Source organism: Shewanella sp. UCD-KL21 (assembly GCF_001957135.1).
Taxonomy (GTDB): Bacteria; Pseudomonadota; Gammaproteobacteria; order Enterobacterales; family Shewanellaceae; genus Shewanella.
Genome location: NZ_MPHK01000011.1, coordinates 103,326 through 120,779 on the forward strand (window position 1 = coordinate 103,326; position 17,454 = coordinate 120,779).

Below are 17,454 nucleotides of genomic sequence, written 5' to 3' on the forward strand. Positions count from 1 at the left end.
AAAGATATCCAGAAGAGATGCTGAGAGATAAAATGGAGTATTAAGTGAGCTAGCGTTTGTTGTGACTATGCTCTTTACACGTTACTAATTAGTTAGAGCCTTATAAAAGGCCAAATAACACAAATTAACGTGAAGGAATGGAAATGAAATTTAATAAATGTGTAGTCGCCGTGTGCGTCTCTGCAGCTATTTTGTCAGGAGCCGCTCAGGCCGCTGTTCAAAATGATGCAAAATCATCATATAGTCAAAATGTTGAGCGCGCTGCTTACACATTTTATTTAGAACATCCAACCACAGTAGCGACTGGTTCTAGTAAGCAAATTCAACAGCAAATAAAGCAGTCTCAAGATTCCTTTATTCAAAGCCTTAATCAAATCGACAGTTCAGCCAAAGTGATTTTTAATTCTAGCCTGTTGGCTAACTTGGTTACTGTTGAAATTGATCCGCAATATTTACCATCAATGCGTGCTTTAGCTAATGTCACTAACGTATTTAAAGAAGAGCGTCTTAGCCCTGTTGCGGCAGAGCATAACTTTGCAGTAAACAACGCTCAATTGAATACAGCAACAGTCGCGGCGGATGCAGAAGAAGAAATAACAATGCTAACGCCATATACAGGCAGTGAGACTGCCGGTACGGGTGTAAGCGTGGCCATTATTTCAACAGGTATCGATTATACTTTAGCTGAGTTCGGTGGTTCAGGTGTTTATGGTGATGCTAGCGATGCTGAAGTACCGCCAGAAGCGGGCAGTTACCTAGAAGCAATGTCATATGGCGCAATTGAATATGCCGGTTTTCCAACTGAAGTGGTTGCCGGTGGTTGGGATTTAGCCAGCGAAAACTTTGGTATAGATGCCAACCCTATCGATCAAAATTTATCTTATGAAAGCTGGAATGGCTGGGTTTATCCAACGGGTATGGGAACTGAGCTTGCCAGTATTGTTCATCAATTAGCCCCTGCTGCAAAATTACATGCCTATAAAGTTTATAACGTTTCTGGTGCCACTTGGGACCCGAGCTATATTTCTGGTCGAGGCCCTACCGCAGCTACGGTCATCCAGGCGCTAGAGCATATTCTTGATCCTAACCAAGATGGCGATATGTCTGATCATTTAGATATCGCATTAATGGATGCAGGTGGAGCTGCGGCTTTTTATGATATTGACGGTAATGCCAGTGTCGGCTTAATGCAGTTAATGATAACTCGCGCAGCAGCTCAAGGCTTAACGGTTGTTTCACACTCTGGTAATTTAGCTGAATACTCGTTAAATGGTATGGCAGAAACCAAACACCGCAGCTGGTTAGCTTACGATAGTAGCCCTACAGCTGTGATTACAGTTGGTGCTGTGGAACGTGGTGATGACGATACATTAGTTGTACCATCATGGGCGCCAATGGGGCCCGTTCGCGGCTCACAAGCACTTAAACCTGAGTTAGTGACTTATACTGACAATCAGCCAGTGGTATTGATTTCAAATGAGGATGCTGACGCCGCTAGAGTTGGGTCTCGTTCTGGTGCACTTGCAGGCGCTGCACGTATTGCTGCAGCAGCAGCTGTTGTAAAAAGTCATCACTCGTCATTTGGCCCTGTAGAGATTAAAGCGATATTAGCTAATACAGCAGTAAATAATGGCATTTTACGTACAGATGGAATGACAGCTGCTGAGATTTTATCGGTAGGTCACGGCGTTGAAAGTGTCGAAGATGCAGTCGCATCACCATTGGTTATGTGGGAAGCGGATAGTAGCCAACCCTATATTCAATTTGGCATGCACGAAGTTGCTGACAGTAAAACTATCCATAAAAACCTCGTCATTAAAAACGTATCAGATAGTGCACAAACTTACTCAGTCAGCTACCAACCTACAGGTGAAAAACCGGCTCATGATGCACTAATGGTTACTCTACCTGAGTCAGTTAGTATTCCTGCAAACTCAAGTATTGTTGTGCCAGTAACTTTATTCATTGATGGCACAAAATTGCCACAATGGCCATTAATGATGACGGCAGATCATACCGATGCGAATTTAACTCTGACTGAATTAAATGGCTTTATCACGCTGGCATCAGAAGGTAAACCTGAGCTTAATTTAGGCTGGATGGTTAAAGCCCGCAATAATACCACTGTAACTAAAAGACCAAATGCGACTGAGTTTCCTGAGTATTTAGGCTGGAACCCTGACACGTATGAAACTGAATATAACCATCTTGAGTGGGCCCTAAATCATTACCCAGATCTAAACGGTTACTCTGATTATCAGAGTTTTGTCGCTTCATTTGTCAATCATTCCAATACCCCAACGACACTTCAAGCATTCCCATTGTTGATTGATAACCCGACAGAGACAGAAGAACAAGCAGAGTTAAAGGGTCATAAAATTCGTGCTGTTGGTGGGGCTTTTTTTGATGATGCGATGTGTAGCGTTACAGGTAAAAAGTTAAGCATTGCAGTTAATTTTTTCCAACCTGCACAAATGAGCTTAGCAAATTATATCGATAAAGTGGGTGATAGATTATTCTTTTATGACTTATTTCATGAACAAGCGGTGTTAGATAACGGTTGGAATGAATCATTCACAGGTGCCAATATCTGGGATGAAGCTGAGATGATTAACCAGCCATTTGTGAGCTTAAATGATGCAGGCCAACCAACAACATATTTTATTGATTATAACCAAGCGTATGACTGGCAAAACCCTGCAGCTCGACTAACTGAATCTAGTTTACCGACTTATTTCACCAATAATGGTCGTAATGTCGTGTCACAAATCTGTGTAGAAGATTTATTTCATCATGAGTTAGATAGTGTTGAAGATTTCGATCAAAACCTAGGTTTTCATATTGAAACTGACCGTGACTCAGGTAATGACTATGCAGCACCGATTGCCCAGTTTAACCCTGTAAGAGGCGGCACTTATAGTGTTGATTCATCTTGTTATTTTGATGAGTGGGCAGGCCAAGAGGTGTGTTCTGACACTGTCTTTGATCGCTCAGTTAAAGTCGGTTTTGCTGTTAAAGGTGAAGAAGATGATTTAACGACGATGGATTTTGCTCAAACCTTGACGGTTGAGCCTGGACAAGAAGTCTATATTGCCTCAGCTGGTAGAAGTGAAATGGCTGGTGTCGGTGGCCCTGAAGCACCTAAAGGCTTCTTGGTTATGAGTACTAATGATGATTACTTTGAAATTGGTTACAACTCATATGCTGATGGTGATGGTGCCATTGTCGCTAAAGTTAAAGAAAATCAATCGTTCGCAATTGATGAGACTGCAGAGGTGAACAGCATCGTCGGTACCATCGAACTTGATACGGCGGGTTTCTTTGCATACGGCCCTACAGACTTTGAAGCGTTTGAATTACATATCGTTAACTCATTACCGGGTAGCCCTTTTGCGATAAATCAACAAACCCATGAGCTTTATGTGGCTAACCCTGAAGCTTTAGATTTTGAAAACACCACTAGCTACGACGTTAAAGTTGTGACTCAAAAAGGTCAATCAGTTGGTGAAACAACGGTGATTAACGTTAGCGTTAATAACATTAATGATATGGCACCAATGTTGGACCAGGCGGTAGCTGCGCAACTATCTGTACCTACTATGGTATTCAAAAAAGGTGAGGCTGGTACGTTTGGTATTGATATTTCAGGTTTATTTATTGAGCCTGAAGGGGATGTATTGAGCTACTCTGTAGAAGGTAGCGGCTTTAAATCACTTTCTATCGATGGCATGAGTGTTACAGGTGAACTTGAAGAGGAAGGTTCTTATCAATTAACCGTGATTGCTTCAGATGGTATCCATGAAGAAAGTCATAGTATGACGGTTGAATCTGAGTTTGAAGCTAAAAGTTCAGGCGGCAGCTTAGGTTGGTTATCACTGTTGTTAGGTGGTTTGGTTGCGATTCGTCGTCGTCCATAAGTGTTAATGGGAAAACCCTTACTGGGTTTTCCCTTTTTTATATAAATAGGAAAATCAAATGAAATTAAGTCGTATCAGTTTGGTTCTCGGTTTCACCGCAGCGACCATGGTCAACTCAGGTTTTGCTGCTAGTGATGATGTAAAACAGATCAATTCTGTCATTCCGGGTCAAGAAAAATTACAACAAGTCCGCGGTGATAAAACTCGTTCAGATCAACTTTACTTTGTACGTTTTAAAGATAGTCCTGTCGCCAGTTATCAAGGCGATATTATGGGCTATAGTGCTACCAACATTCAGGCATCTAACCAAAAAAATAAAACAGCCAAAGGTGTGTTGGATTTAAACTCTAGAGTCAGTATTAATTACGGCCAATACCTTGAACAACAGCAAGCTACAATTACCCAAAATTTAAGCGCTAAAGTCAGACGTACTTTAACGCCAAAACATCAGTACCAAGTATTATTGAATGCAATTGCTGTCGAGCTGACAGCTGCTGAAGCAGCCGTTATTGCACAAGATAACGATGTTGAAAATGTTGAAAAAATTGGTTTGCACCAATTACATACTTCATCAGGCCCTGCATTTATTGGTGCGAAACAAATCTGGGATGGCTCAGCCTCGGGTGTTGGCACGCAAGGTGAAGGGGTTGTTGTCGGTATTATTGATACTGGTATTAATGCGACTCACCCGTCATTTGCAGCCCAAGGTGTTGATGGTTATCAACATATCAATCCATTAGGTGAAAATAATTATTTGGGTGATTGTCAAGATTACCCTAAATACTGTAATGATAAGCTCATCGGTATTGTTAGTTACCCTGAAATTGTCGATTCTCGTTCAGCCATCATTGATGACAATTATGATGATATCGAAGATAAAGTTAAAGTAGGTTATGACTTTAATGGTCATGGCTCCCATGTTGCTTCAACTGCAGCAGGTAATATTTTACATGATGTAAATTATTACCTAAGTGTGACAGATGAACAAGGCGTGATAACTGGTCAAAGCGGTTATGTTTTCGATGATATTAGTGGTGTCGCGCCCCATGCGAATATTGTTTCATACCAAGTATGTGATGATTATGGTTGCTACCCAGAATTAACAGTTTTGGCACTTGAACATGCAATTGCCAATGGCGTTAACGTGATTAATTACTCTGTGGGCGGTTCAGCTCGTGATCCATGGACATCTGAAGATTCTCTGGCATTTTTAAATGCCCGTGATGCAGGTATCCATGTGGCAACATCTGCCGGTAATAGTGGCCCAGATGCACAAACTGTGGGCTCACCTGGTAACTCACCTTGGATAACCACAGTTGCGGCTTATACGCACGACAGAAGTTTTACAGCTAAAGAATTAACAGGTTTTATTGGTGGCGAGTCAACTCCTGCTGCGTTAACCGGTAAAGGTGCTACACAGGAATACACTGGTGAGGTAGTGTTAGCAGAAGATTTTGGCGATGCATTATGTTTAGAGCCATTTGAAGCGGGTACCTTTGATGGTGAAATTGTTATCTGTGAACGTGGTGATATTGCGCGAGTGCGTAAAGGGCTTAACGTTCAGTTAGGCGGCGCTGGTGGTTTGATTTTGATTAATACCGACGTTGATGCCAACTCTACCAATGCTGATAACCATCTTATCCCTGCCATACATTTGGATATGGATAACGGTCAAACTCTCGTTGATTGGTTAGCAACAGGTAGCGATCATCAAGTGACGATTACCGCGTCATCAATGGTTCAAGATCCTGCTGCGGGTGATATTGCTGGTAGCTTTACTTCTCGTGGGCCTAACTTGCCATATCCCAATATCTTTGCCCCTGATATTGCAGCCCCTGGTGTAGATATTTATGCCGCTAATGCTGAAGATATGCCATATGCTGAAGAAGGCGGACATATTCCTTACACCACCATGTCGGGAACTTCAATGTCTAGTCCCCATGTTGCTGGTGCATTAGCGCTACTAAAAGCGACTCATCCTGACTGGACACCAGCACAGGCTCAGTCAGCAATGATGTCAACTGCCCATCAGGTGACCTATAAAGATGATGATTTTGATGGGGTTACTGAACGCTCTGATTTCTTTGATCAAGGCGCCGGTAGTTTACGCATTAATGATGCCGTTAATGCAGGCCTGTTACTTGATATTACTAAGCAAGATTATTTAGATGCTTCACCGACTGAAGATGGCGACCCAAGTACCCTTAACTCAACATCTATGGTGCAAAATTTATGTATTTCATTTTGTAGTTGGACTCGAACTGTAACGGCGACCCAAGCCAGCAGTTGGACTGCAGCGCCTGAATACTTAAATGATGGCTTTAGCTTAGAAGTCTCGCCAGCAACGTTTAGCTTACAAGCAGGTGGCTCTCAAGAGATAACCATCACTGCTCGAGCAAATGAAAATCTTGCCGATGAATGGGTTCATGGTTATGTAAACTTAATCAACAGTGATGCCAGCATGAGTGATACTCATCTGCAGGCAACTATTGGCTTTAAAGCTGGTGAAGTGATAGCGGAAGTCTCAGCTAAAATCAACAATGTTGAAAACCAAGTCGTCATTGAAGATATCACCAGTTCAGGGAGTACCGAGCTGCAGGTTAAAGGGTTTGGTCTTTATAAGTCACAACTGTTTGAAGGCTCTGCAATTGGTTCATCAAATGATGCTGAACGAAATGCCCCTTGGATGCATCAGCATACTATCCATACTATCGCGACAACCGTTAAACCTTATACTAAGCGCTTAGTGGTTGAAATTATTGACTCAAGCTCACCTGATATGGATTTATTTGTTGGTGTTGATGAGGATGGTAATGGTATTCCTAGTGCCTTAGAGGTGTTTTATTCTCTGGCCTGTATCAGTGGTAATGAAGACTCAAATGAGCGTTGTTTGATTGAAACGCCACCTACAGGTAACTATTGGATATTTGCTCATAATTATCGTGGCACAGTTGAAGATGAAGCTGATGATGTCACTATTCGATTAACTCATGTTGGTTATACCAATGAAGCTTCGTTTGATGTTGATGCGCCAGTCGCAGTAGCTCAAGATGAAGAGTTTGATGTGACGTTAACAGTGAATGGCTACCTTGATGATTCTGAATCATTAGAACCATTGGCTGAAAATGAAGTCTATTACGGCTTAGTAGAGCTTGGGACTAAGGCAAACCTTAAACGCAATATTGGTGCTACGCTGGTTAAAGTTGAAGGTTTGGCTCCTGTTGAAGTGCCAGTTAATACGGCGCCAACGGTAGTTAATCCACTTAGCAATATTGAAACTGAGCTTACTGACTCAGGCAGTGTTGCCTTTACTGTTGATTTAACAGATGTATTTGCTGATGCAGAAAGCGAAGAACTGACCTACAGCGTCACAGGTCTTGATTCATTAAGTATCAATGGCATGACGTTATCTGGCAGCTTGACTGAAGCGGGGACATTTGAAATTAAAGTGACTGCAACAGATGGTGAGTTATCAGCATTTAGTATGTTCACACTAACGGTTGCCGCAGCGCCAGAGGTTATACCTCCAGTAATCGAAGAACCAACTAAAAGCAGTAGCGGTGGCGCTATGGGTATGGGTTGGATGATGTTACTTATCATGGCTTGTATTCGCCAACGTAAACGTGTTCAGAAATAGTTTAAAAAACTAACTGTAAACTCGTTGTTAATATCAGCCCCTTTAATTACCAAGTCATATAATTAATCGGGTTGGTGGCAGTACTTCTTATTGTTTAATGACCTTTATAAGGCCAACAAGGATGTTGGCCTTTTTTTCCTTCCCGTTATCATTTCAGCTATTGGCTCCCCAACGCATCCAAAGTTCAACTTTTACAAAATGTTAATTATTGGTGTAAATGTGATTTAAATGTTACCGATAACATGGTATAAATCGAGCCATTAATAATATCGTCAGGTGTAAGCAGTATTGCTTGGGATAAAAAATTGCTACTTATATTTAATTATAATTTGCGTCCCATCGCTGAGTAGGGGAAAATATGTCCCCACAATTGCCCGCTAGACCTCATCATCAACAAGCAGGAGAGAGCATGTCATCTCGTAAAGAACTCGCCAACGCAATCCGTGCGTTAAGTATGGATGCCGTTCAAAAAGCAAATTCTGGACACCCAGGCGCACCAATGGGTATGGCAGATATTGCTGAAGTGTTATGGAATGATTTTTTAAAGCATAACCCAACCAATCCTAACTGGGCCGATCGCGACCGTTTCATCTTATCAAATGGTCATGGTTCAATGCTTATCTACTCTTTACTGCATTTATCGGGTTACGAACTTCCGATTGAAGAACTAAAACAGTTCCGTCAGCTGCATTCTAAAACACCGGGTCATCCAGAGTTTGGTTACACACCGGGTGTTGAAACCACTACTGGCCCTTTAGGCGCTGGTATCAGTAACGCTGTCGGTATGGCGATTGCTGAAAAAACCTTAGCAGCACAATTTAACCGTCCAGGTCACGAGATTGTTGATCACAACACTTATTGTTTCTTAGGTGATGGCTGTTTAATGGAAGGTATCTCCCATGAAGCATGTTCATTAGCGGGTACTTTAGGTCTTGGTAAGCTAGTTGCATTCTGGGATGACAATGGTATTTCTATCGATGGTCACGTCGAAGGCTGGTTCACTGACGATACCCCTAAGCGTTTTGAGTCATACGGCTGGCATGTTATTGCGGGTGTTGATGGTCACGACAGTGATGCTATTCGCGCTGCAATCGCAGAAGCTAAATCAGTAACAGACAAACCAACAATGATTTGTTGTAAAACTGTCATTGGTTTTGGTTCGCCAAACAAGTCTGGTAGCCATGATTGTCACGGCGCACCACTGGGTGATGCTGAGATCGCTGCAGCACGTGAATTCCTTGGCTGGCCACATGCGCCATTTGAAATTCCTGCTGATGTTTACCAAGGTTGGGATGCTAAAGAAGTTGGCGTGGCTAACGAAAAAGCATGGGATGAAAAATTTGCAGCGTATAAAGCGGCAGAGCCAACGCTTGCTGCTGAATTTGAACGTCGTGTATTAAACGGTGACTTACCAGCAGATTTCGAAGCTAAAGCACAAGCATTTATTCAAGAGTGCCAAGATAAAGCTGAAGGCATTGCCAGTCGTAAAGCATCACAAAATGCCATTGGTTTCTTCGGTGAAATGCTACCTGAGTTATTAGGCGGTAGTGCTGATTTAGCCGGTTCAAACTTAACCCTTTGGTCTGGTTCAAAAGGTATTCAAGACGATCCAGCTGGTAACTACATCTACTACGGCGTACGTGAATTTGGTATGAGCGGGATCATGAATGGTGCATCATTACATGGCGGCTTTATCAATTATGGTGCAACTTTCATGATGTTCATGGAATATGCACGTAATGCAGTACGTATGTCAGCACTTATGGGCATTCAAAATATCTTTGTTTATACCCATGATTCAATTGGCCAAGGTGAAGATGGTCCAACTCACCAACCGGTTGAGCAATTAGCTAACTTACGCATGACACCAAACATGACGGTTTGGCGTCCATGTGATGCTGCTGAAACCGCAGTATCTTGGAAGTCAGCAATTGAAACGCGCAAGTCGCCAACCTCATTAATCTTTAGCCGCCAAGGCCTAAAAGCACAAGCGCGCACAGCCGAGCAGTTAGCCAATGTTGCTAAAGGTGGTTACGTACTTGCTGATTGTGAAGGCACTGCAGACGTTATCTTGATTGCCACAGGTAGTGAAGTACAACTTGCATTAGAGTCGGCAGCAGCATTGACTGAAAAAGGTCAAAAGGTTCGCGTTGTTTCTATGCCTTCAACGAACGTATTTGATAAGCAAGATGCTGCGTATAAAGAGTCTGTCTTACCTTCATCAGTACTTAAGCGTGTTGCGATTGAAGCAGCTCACGTTGATTTCTGGCATAAGTATGTTGGTTTCAATGGCGCAGTGGTTGGTATGTCGACCTTTGGTGAATCAGCGCCAGGTGGCGACTTACTTAAACACTTCGGCTTTACTGTTGAGAATGTCGTTAATACGGTTAACTCATTAGGTTAATCCCTAAGCGACTCAATTAAAGGGTAAACTTTTAGCCTTTTAATCTGTATAATGGCGGCCTGCAATCACTTGCAGGCCGTTTTTTTATCTGAATTCTGCTGAGTACTGTTAAGAGGAAGCTTAACCCTCAATGATCCGAGTTGCTATCAATGGTTATGGCCGAATAGGCCGTTCAATCTTACGTGCCTTATACGAATCGGGTAAACGTCAACAGATCCAAATTGTTGCCATTAACGAGCTTGCTAAACCTGCCGCTATTAGTCATTTAACCCAATATGACACCACCCATGGCCGCTTTCAAAACAGCGTTAAATTGCATGAAGACCAATTACATATCGGTGATGATGTCATCCAACTATTTCATCAAGCTGACGCCAGTAAATTACCTTGGGAAGAGTTAGACATCGATATTGTCTATGAGTGCAGCGGCAGCTTAATTGAAAGGCAAGCCTGTGAAGCCCACATTCATGCAGGGGCCAAACAAGTGCTAATAAGTCATCCATCTTCTGCCGATGTTGATGGCACTATCGTATTCGGGGTTAATGATCACTTACTTCAGCCGCATCATACTGTGGTGTCAAATGCATCTTGCACCACCAATTGCATCGTGCCAATCATCGATGTACTGGATAAGCACTTTGAAGTAAAAAGCGGCGCAATTACAACAATTCATTCAGCGATGAACGATCAGCAAGTGATTGATGCCTACCATGATGATTTACGTAGAACCCGCGCAGCAGGTCAGTCAATTATCCCAGTTGATACTAAACTTGCCCGTGGCATCGAGCGGATTTTACCGCACATGAAAGACAAGTTTGAAGCGATCTCAGTGCGCGTTCCAACCATCAATGTGACCGCAATCGACTTATCAGTCACCGTTGATAAACTGGTTGATATTACCAGTGTAAATCATGTGCTAGAACATGCCGCCAGCGGTCGTTTTAATGCTATTTTGGGTTATACTGATGAACCACTAGTATCGTGTGATTTTAACCACGATCCTCGTTCCAGTATTGTTGATGGCACTCAAACTCGGGTGAGTGCAGGGCATTTAGTAAAGCTATTACTGTGGTGTGATAACGAATGGGGCTTTGCTAATCGAATGCTTGATACCAGTTTAGCGATGATTAACGCTAAAAATAACGGTAATTAATTTATGTCAGTTGAGCGCTTTATCTTATGAGGTAAAGCGCTCAATTGTAACAACAGCTTTGTTTTTAAATTAAAAGGAAATATCTCCATGGCTATTATCAATATGAGTGAGTTAGATTTAACCAATAAGCGTGTGCTTATTCGTGAAGATCTTAACGTGCCAGTCAGTGACGGTGTTGTTACCAGTGATGCACGTTTACGCGCTGCTTTACCGACAATTAAGCTGGCCCTTGAAAAAGGCGCTGCAGTAATGGTGATGTCTCACCTTGGTCGCCCAACTGAAGGCGAATTTAATGCTGAATTTTCAATGCAGCCAGTGGTTAACTACTTACAAAAGGCATTAGATTGCCCAGTTTCACTTGCCAGTGATTACCTTGATGGCGTTACTGGGTCAGTGGGTGAAGTGGTTGTATTTGAAAATGTGCGTTTTAATATTGGCGAAAAGAAAAACGATGAAGCATTAGCTAAAAAATTGGCTGCATTATGTGATGTGTACGTAATGGACGCTTTCGGCACCGCTCATCGCGCGCAAGCATCAACCCATGGTGTTGGTTTACATGCGCCTATCGCTTGTGCTGGCCCGCTACTTGCAGGTGAACTAGCAGCGTTAGGTAAAGCACTTGATAATCCAGCTCGTCCAATGGTGGCGATTGTGGGTGGCTCAAAAGTATCAACTAAGCTGACGGTACTTGAAAGCTTATCAACTAAAGTTGATCAGTTAGTTGTAGGCGGTGGTATTGCTAATACTTTTGTTGCAGCAGCAGGCCATCAAGTGGGTAAATCACTCTTTGAAGCTGACTTAGTTGATGAAGCTAAGCGTTTAGTGGCCAATGCACAAAGCCGTGGCGGCGATATCCCTGTCCCTACAGATGTTGTTGTTGCCAGTGAGTTTAGCCCGACTGCAGCGGCAACCTTAAAGTCTGTTGCTGATGTATCAGATACTGACATGATATTTGATATCGGTCCCGATAGCGCTGAAGCATTAGCTAAAATCATCGAAGCTGCGGGTACGGTAGTATGGAATGGCCCAGTGGGCGTATTTGAGTTTGATCAGTTTGGCGCAGGGACTAAGCGTATTGCTCAAGCGATTGCCGATTCAAGTGCATTTTCAATTGCGGGTGGTGGTGACACATTAGCGGCAGTGGATAAATACGATATCGCAGACAAAGTCTCTTATATCTCAACAGGTGGCGGCGCGTTCTTGGAGTTTCTTGAAGGCAAAGAGTTACCAGCTGTTGCAATGCTCGAACAACGCGGCAAATAATAAGCACTAATAGCTTAAGCTGTGAATTTAATCGCGATAATCAGAGTTATCTCGCCACTACTGAGTCAAGATGAGTCGTGGTTTATCGCGATTAACGAGTAAAAATTGTAGTACGAAACCGATAATAATTAGAAAAAAACCGCTCTTACACTTGCTAGTTTCACAGTGTTGAGTGCTTGCAACTTAAGTTAACAAGCACTTTTACATCGAATATTAGCAAGATGTAAGGGTATAAAAATCAATCCAAGCGATAGCGACCTAGGTGAGTAATCACCCTATTTTTGGAGTAAAAAATGGCCTTAATATCTCTACGACAAATGTTAGATCATGCTGCAGAACACGGTTATGGTGTTCCAGCATTTAACGTGAACAACTTAGAGCAAATGCGTGCAATTATGCAAGCAGCTGAAGCGACTGACAGCCCTGTTATCGTGCAAGCATCAGCGGGTGCGCGTAAATATGCTCGTCCACAGTTCCTTAAGTATTTGATGGCTGCAGCACTTGAGCAGTATCCAGATATTCCTGTATGTATTCACCAAGACCATGGTACTGATCCTGATATTTGTCAGCGCTCAATCCAATTAGGTATGTCATCTGTGATGATGGACGGTTCTTTGATGGCTGACGGTAAAACACCAGCGTCATATGAATACAACGTGGATGTAACTCGTCGCACTGTTGCTTTCGCACATGCTTGTGGTGTGTCAGTTGAAGGTGAAATCGGTTGTTTAGGCAGTTTAGAAACTGGCGAAGCTGGCGAAGAAGATGGTATCGGTGCTGCTGGTATCTTAACGATGGATCAAATGCTAACAACCCCTGAAGAAGCGGCGCGTTTTGTATCTGACACGCATGTAGATGCTTTAGCTATTGCGATTGGTACGAGCCATGGTGCTTATAAGTTTAGCCAACGCCCAACGGGTGATGTGCTGCGTATTGACCGTATTAAAGAGATCCACGCCCGTATTCCTAACACACATTTAGTGATGCACGGTTCGTCTTCAGTACCACAAGAGTGGCTGCAGATCATTAACCAGTACGGCGGTGAAATCCCAGAAACTTACGGCGTGCCGTTAGAGGAAATCGTTGAAGGGATTAGGCATGGTGTGCGTAAAGTAAATATCGATACCGATTTGCGTTTAGCATCAACAGGCGCAGTACGTAAGTTCTTAGCTGAAAACCCAGCTGAATTTGACCCACGTAAATTCTTGAAAGCATCAATGGAAGCAATGGCTGACATTTGTACCACACGTTATGAAGCGTTTGGCTGTGCTGGTATGGGTTCTAAAATTAAGCCTAAGTCACTCCAAGCGATGTACAAAGCGTATCAATCTGGTGAGTTAGATCCGCAAATTAACTAATTTACTCAATAGTGGATACAAAATGTTCGATGGTTTTTTACTGCAGCTTTTTGTGTAACTAATTGATTAATAATAGTACTAAAAACCCAACCATTCGCGTTGGGTTTTTTTATGGCTTTTTTTCTAAAACCACTTGTAACCCTTAGGTAAATAGCGCAATATCGCCGCCCTTAAAAATGGACTTAATTTCACGTTGACAACAAGTAAGCTAGAGCGTTATACACGATTGTTAAGTTAATAAGGAACCTTCTCACTTTTAACCTATATTAACCTATATTGAATATGACTTATGCACGCTAAACCCACCGCCCCGTTATCGCTTTTCTCCCTCACTTGGCCATTATTTTTTGACTTTGCACTGCACTTTTTAACCGCCGCTTTAAATACATTAATGATCAGCCGAGTGTCCTACCAAGGGGTTGCAGCACTGTCTGTGGGCAACATGGTGTTTGAGCTATCAATTACGCTTTTTAGCTTCGTCAGTATTGGCGCTAGTGTAGTGGTCACTCAATATCTCGGCGCCAATAATAGGGCGACGGCTAGCGACGTAGTGTACTCGTCGATAGGGTTTAATTTATTAGTGGGTGTGGTTGCGGCGTTGGGGGTATTTAGCGGGGCGGGATTCATTCTCCACTTGATGAATTTGCCTGCAGAGCTGATCCCAGATGGTAAACTTTACCTGCAAATTGTCGGTATTTGTTTAATACCGGAGGCGATGGCAATGTGCCTTGCGGCGGCGATGCGAGCCCATGGTTTTACCCAACAAGCTATGTGGGTGACCCTACTGATGAACGTGATCACCTTTAGCGGTAATTTGTTGTTACTTTACGGCTGGTTTGGCTTGCCGCAAATGGGCGTGGCAGGTGTGGCTATTAGCACGGTTGTAGGGCGCTTAGTGGGGATGACATTAATGGCTTACTTATTTGTTAAGTACACCAAAATACCCCTTAATATTTTTAAAATCATGAGACCTAAAAAACCGCTTTTAGCGAAGGTTTTTCATATTGGGCTGCCAGCCGCTGGCGAGAACGTTTCTTGGATGCTGCAGTTTATGGTGGTTACCGCCTTTGTTGGGCTAATGGGTGATAAAGCCCTTGCTGCCCAGTCACTCTATTTCCAAATCTGTATGTTTATCTTATTGTTTGGCTTATCTATCGGCATAGGTAATGAGATTATCATTGGTCATATGATAGGTGCTAAACAGTATAAGGCCGCAGAAACGCAAATGTATCGCGCCCTTAAACTTGGCTTGATGGTTACCACGGTTGTTGCCGCATTAGCGGCGATGTTTGGTCAGCAGTTAGTGGCGTTTTTTACTGACGATCAAGATATTCTCACTATGGTGGGGCAATTGTTTATTCTGACCTTATTAATGGAGCCCGGTAGAACCTTTAATTTAGTGGTGATCAATGCTCTTAGAGCCAGTGGTGACGCTCGCTTCCCATTTTTTATCGGCCTGATATCTATGTGGTGCATTGCGGTACCAGGTGCTTACTTTTTCGGTATCTATTTAGATTTAGGCTTAGTGGGCATTTGGTGTGCATTAGCGATAGATGAGTGGGTCAGAGGTTTATTGATGTTATGGCGCTGGCGCAGCGGGCGTTGGCAGCAAAAGAGCTTAGTGATGGCTTAGTGATTATTTGACGGTGCTAAGCTGATGCAGCATAAGAGATTATATAAGATGCTTTTTAGGGTTTTGTATTAATCGCTCTAATAAGTGAGTAGTTTTTTCATTTTCGCTATCAAAGTGTTAGAATTCGGTTCGATTTTTGGGGTGGGTTTGAAACTATTGTAATTAAAGGACTTGATGACATGAAAAAATTGCTACTTGCTGCAGCTGTAACTTTCGCTATGCCATTTGCTGCCCATGCTGGTGCAGACTTTGTTGAAGGTGATAAAACCTTTGCAGGTGAGGCTGAATTAGGCGCAACACTGACAACGGGTAATACCGATACTTCTTCTGTTAAAGCGCGTTTAGGTATGAAACAAGAATTAGGCAATTGGGAGAATGCTTACCTATTAGAAGGTTTGTATAACGAAGATTCAGGTGAGAATACCGCTAAACGTTACTATGTTGGTGCTCAAGGCGACTATAAGTTCGACGAAAAAAGCTATATGTACATCACCGCTAACTATGAAGCTGATCCTTTCACCGGTTTCGATTATAAGATCATCGGTTCAGCGGGTTATGGTTACAAGTTTATTGATAATGAAAAAGCCTTTTTAAGCCTTGAAGTCGGTCCTGGTTATATTTATAAGCAGCTTGATGATGAGCAATCATTAGCATTAGGTTATGACTCAGAGGACAGTGTTGTGGCTCACGGCGCGATGAACTTCAGTTATGAAATTACCGACAGTTCAACTTTTAGCCAACTGTTTGTCGCTGATTATGGTGATAACTTAGAAGGCCGCTCTGAAACTGCGCTAACGGCTAATATCATTGGTGCATTGGCAATGAAGTTTGCTGTCATTGTGCGTTATAACAGTGCGCCGCTTGAAGATAAAAAGAGCACTGATACTGAAACCAATATGACATTATTGTATGCATTCTAATTAATTTTTTGGGGCATGCGCCCTTAAAAAGTCGTCATATCAGAAACCGAGCTATGCTCGGTTTTTTTTGCTTAAAAATACGGCTTTGTTGATACAAAATTAGCGCTAACAAAATCTCGTCAACTATTGTAAATGATTTTTATGTTCGCTAGGGAACGCAGCTTAGTGTTGGTAAATGTTGGTTAATGTTAACTGGCGTTGATTTTAATGTGATTTGGTTAACAAGTGTGTACTTTTGCGGGCGGTTTTAGTTGATTTGTATCGAAATTTCGCGGCGTAGTTCACGAATTTTAATCTTGTCTGACTATCAGTTGTGTGGATCACAAATAACTATTTGCTGCTCCGGTATAATCTAATGATATATAGCGTAATATGAGATGGACTAGGCATGCAAATTGGGTGTTGTTGGTTTGATGATAAGCAAAAAGTGCTTAGTAACCAATCCAAAGCTACCACATGGCAGCTCAATAATAACGAATTCTGGGTGTTGAGCTTATTAGCAAAACATCGCGGACAAGTTGTGCCTATCGAAAGCCTCTCTTTCCCTACCGATGGTCAGCATCAGCAGCAAATCTCAGAAGAAGATTTACAACAAATAATTGCCTTGTTTCAGGATTATTTAGGCGCTTCTCATAGTAGGTTAATAGAGTTAATCCCCAATCAGGGTGTCATTCTTTATACTAAAGTCGTTGCTGGTAAAAACGGCCTGTTTGATTCACCTAATAAGGTGATGTCTTATGGTCAGTATATTGTGATTATTTTGCTAACGTTAATCGCACTATTTTTTGTTCATTCACACCTTAATAATCAAGAATCGGTGAAGCCGGATGCCAGCCGAGAGTTTTTAACTCAACAAGGCAATGTTTCGAACCTGTATTTATATACCTCTAAAGCCAGTGAAATCGATTTAGATTTAAACAGTATTGCAGACCGTATCTCTAATCAGTTGAGAAATTGCCCCATCATGCCTTGGGATGTTATTTCGGCCACTTTGGCTGAAGATAACAAAGCCGTGAGTATCGTGATGAAAAAACGTTTACCCGATCGCTGGCGTTTTTATAATATCAAGGTCATGAGGGATCAAGCGCAGCGACGCTTTGTAACGCCTGAGTGGCTAAAAAAGGTAAATATTTGTGGTTAAAGCTGTAACAGATTTTTTGTTAACTAGA

9 protein-coding genes are annotated in these 17,454 nt (G+C 42.4%); all 9 read left to right on the plus strand.

Going from position 1 to position 17,454, the window contains the following annotated elements; genetic code table 11:
- The first annotated feature begins 143 nt into the window (after nt 1–143).
- The 9 genes from BM739_RS11690 to BM739_RS11730 all read left to right on the plus strand — a co-directional run bounded on the left by BM739_RS11690 (nt 144) and on the right by BM739_RS11730 (nt 17,426).
- Complete coding sequence (locus BM739_RS11690; protein WP_076540813.1) at nt 144–3,917, plus strand: S8 family serine peptidase; 3,774 nt, start codon at nt 144–146, stop codon at nt 3,915–3,917.
- 58 nt (nt 3,918–3,975) lie between these two features.
- The gene (locus tag BM739_RS11695; protein ID WP_076540815.1) at nt 3,976–7,554 is read left to right on the plus strand and encodes a S8 family serine peptidase; all 3,579 of its coding nucleotides are present in this window, start codon (nt 3,976–3,978) and stop codon (nt 7,552–7,554) included.
- A gap of 409 nt (nt 7,555–7,963) precedes the next feature.
- The gene (tkt, locus tag BM739_RS11700) at nt 7,964–9,958 is read left to right on the plus strand and encodes a transketolase (protein ID WP_076540816.1); all 1,995 of its coding nucleotides are present in this window, start codon (nt 7,964–7,966) and stop codon (nt 9,956–9,958) included.
- Nucleotides 9,959–10,088: 130 nt separating this feature from the next.
- A complete protein-coding gene (gene epd, locus BM739_RS11705) occupies nt 10,089–11,111 on the plus strand; it encodes an erythrose-4-phosphate dehydrogenase (RefSeq protein ID WP_076540818.1) in 1,023 nt (340 codons plus the stop codon).
- A gap of 87 nt (nt 11,112–11,198) precedes the next feature.
- Nucleotides 11,199–12,374, plus strand: a complete 1,176-nt coding sequence (locus BM739_RS11710; RefSeq protein ID WP_076540819.1) for a phosphoglycerate kinase — start codon at nt 11,199–11,201, stop codon at nt 12,372–12,374.
- A 293-nt stretch (nt 12,375–12,667) separates the two neighbouring features.
- Complete coding sequence (fba, locus tag BM739_RS11715) at nt 12,668–13,732, plus strand: class II fructose-bisphosphate aldolase (protein WP_076540821.1); 1,065 nt, start codon at nt 12,668–12,670, stop codon at nt 13,730–13,732.
- 289 nt (nt 13,733–14,021) lie between these two features.
- On the plus strand, nt 14,022–15,365 hold the full coding sequence (locus tag BM739_RS11720; RefSeq protein WP_076540823.1) for an MATE family efflux transporter: 1,344 nt from the start codon (nt 14,022–14,024) through the stop codon (nt 15,363–15,365).
- A gap of 179 nt (nt 15,366–15,544) precedes the next feature.
- Complete coding sequence (locus BM739_RS11725; RefSeq protein ID WP_076540825.1) at nt 15,545–16,285, plus strand: YdiY family protein; 741 nt, start codon at nt 15,545–15,547, stop codon at nt 16,283–16,285.
- Between the two features lie 388 nt (nt 16,286–16,673).
- Nucleotides 16,674–17,426 (plus strand): hypothetical protein, encoded by a 753-nt coding sequence (locus tag BM739_RS11730; RefSeq protein WP_076540827.1) that lies wholly within the window; start codon nt 16,674–16,676, stop codon nt 17,424–17,426.
- The last annotated feature ends 28 nt before the right edge of the window (nt 17,427–17,454 follow it).

What these genes read in the sequence shown, in the direction of transcription:
- BM739_RS11690 (WP_076540813.1), top strand. Translation starts at nt 144, where the DNA reads ATGAAATTTAATAAATGTGTAGTCGCCGTGTGCGTCTCTGCAGCTATT.
- BM739_RS11695 (WP_076540815.1), top strand. Translation starts at nt 3,976, where the DNA reads ATGAAATTAAGTCGTATCAGTTTGGTTCTCGGTTTCACCGCAGCGACC.
- tkt (WP_076540816.1), top strand. Translation starts at nt 7,964, where the DNA reads ATGTCATCTCGTAAAGAACTCGCCAACGCAATCCGTGCGTTAAGTATG.
- epd (WP_076540818.1), top strand. Translation starts at nt 10,089, where the DNA reads ATGATCCGAGTTGCTATCAATGGTTATGGCCGAATAGGCCGTTCAATC.
- BM739_RS11710 (WP_076540819.1), top strand. Translation starts at nt 11,199, where the DNA reads ATGGCTATTATCAATATGAGTGAGTTAGATTTAACCAATAAGCGTGTG.
- fba (WP_076540821.1), top strand. Translation starts at nt 12,668, where the DNA reads ATGGCCTTAATATCTCTACGACAAATGTTAGATCATGCTGCAGAACAC.
- BM739_RS11720 (WP_076540823.1), top strand. Translation starts at nt 14,022, where the DNA reads ATGCACGCTAAACCCACCGCCCCGTTATCGCTTTTCTCCCTCACTTGG.
- BM739_RS11725 (WP_076540825.1), top strand. Translation starts at nt 15,545, where the DNA reads ATGAAAAAATTGCTACTTGCTGCAGCTGTAACTTTCGCTATGCCATTT.
- BM739_RS11730 (WP_076540827.1), top strand. Translation starts at nt 16,674, where the DNA reads ATGCAAATTGGGTGTTGTTGGTTTGATGATAAGCAAAAAGTGCTTAGT.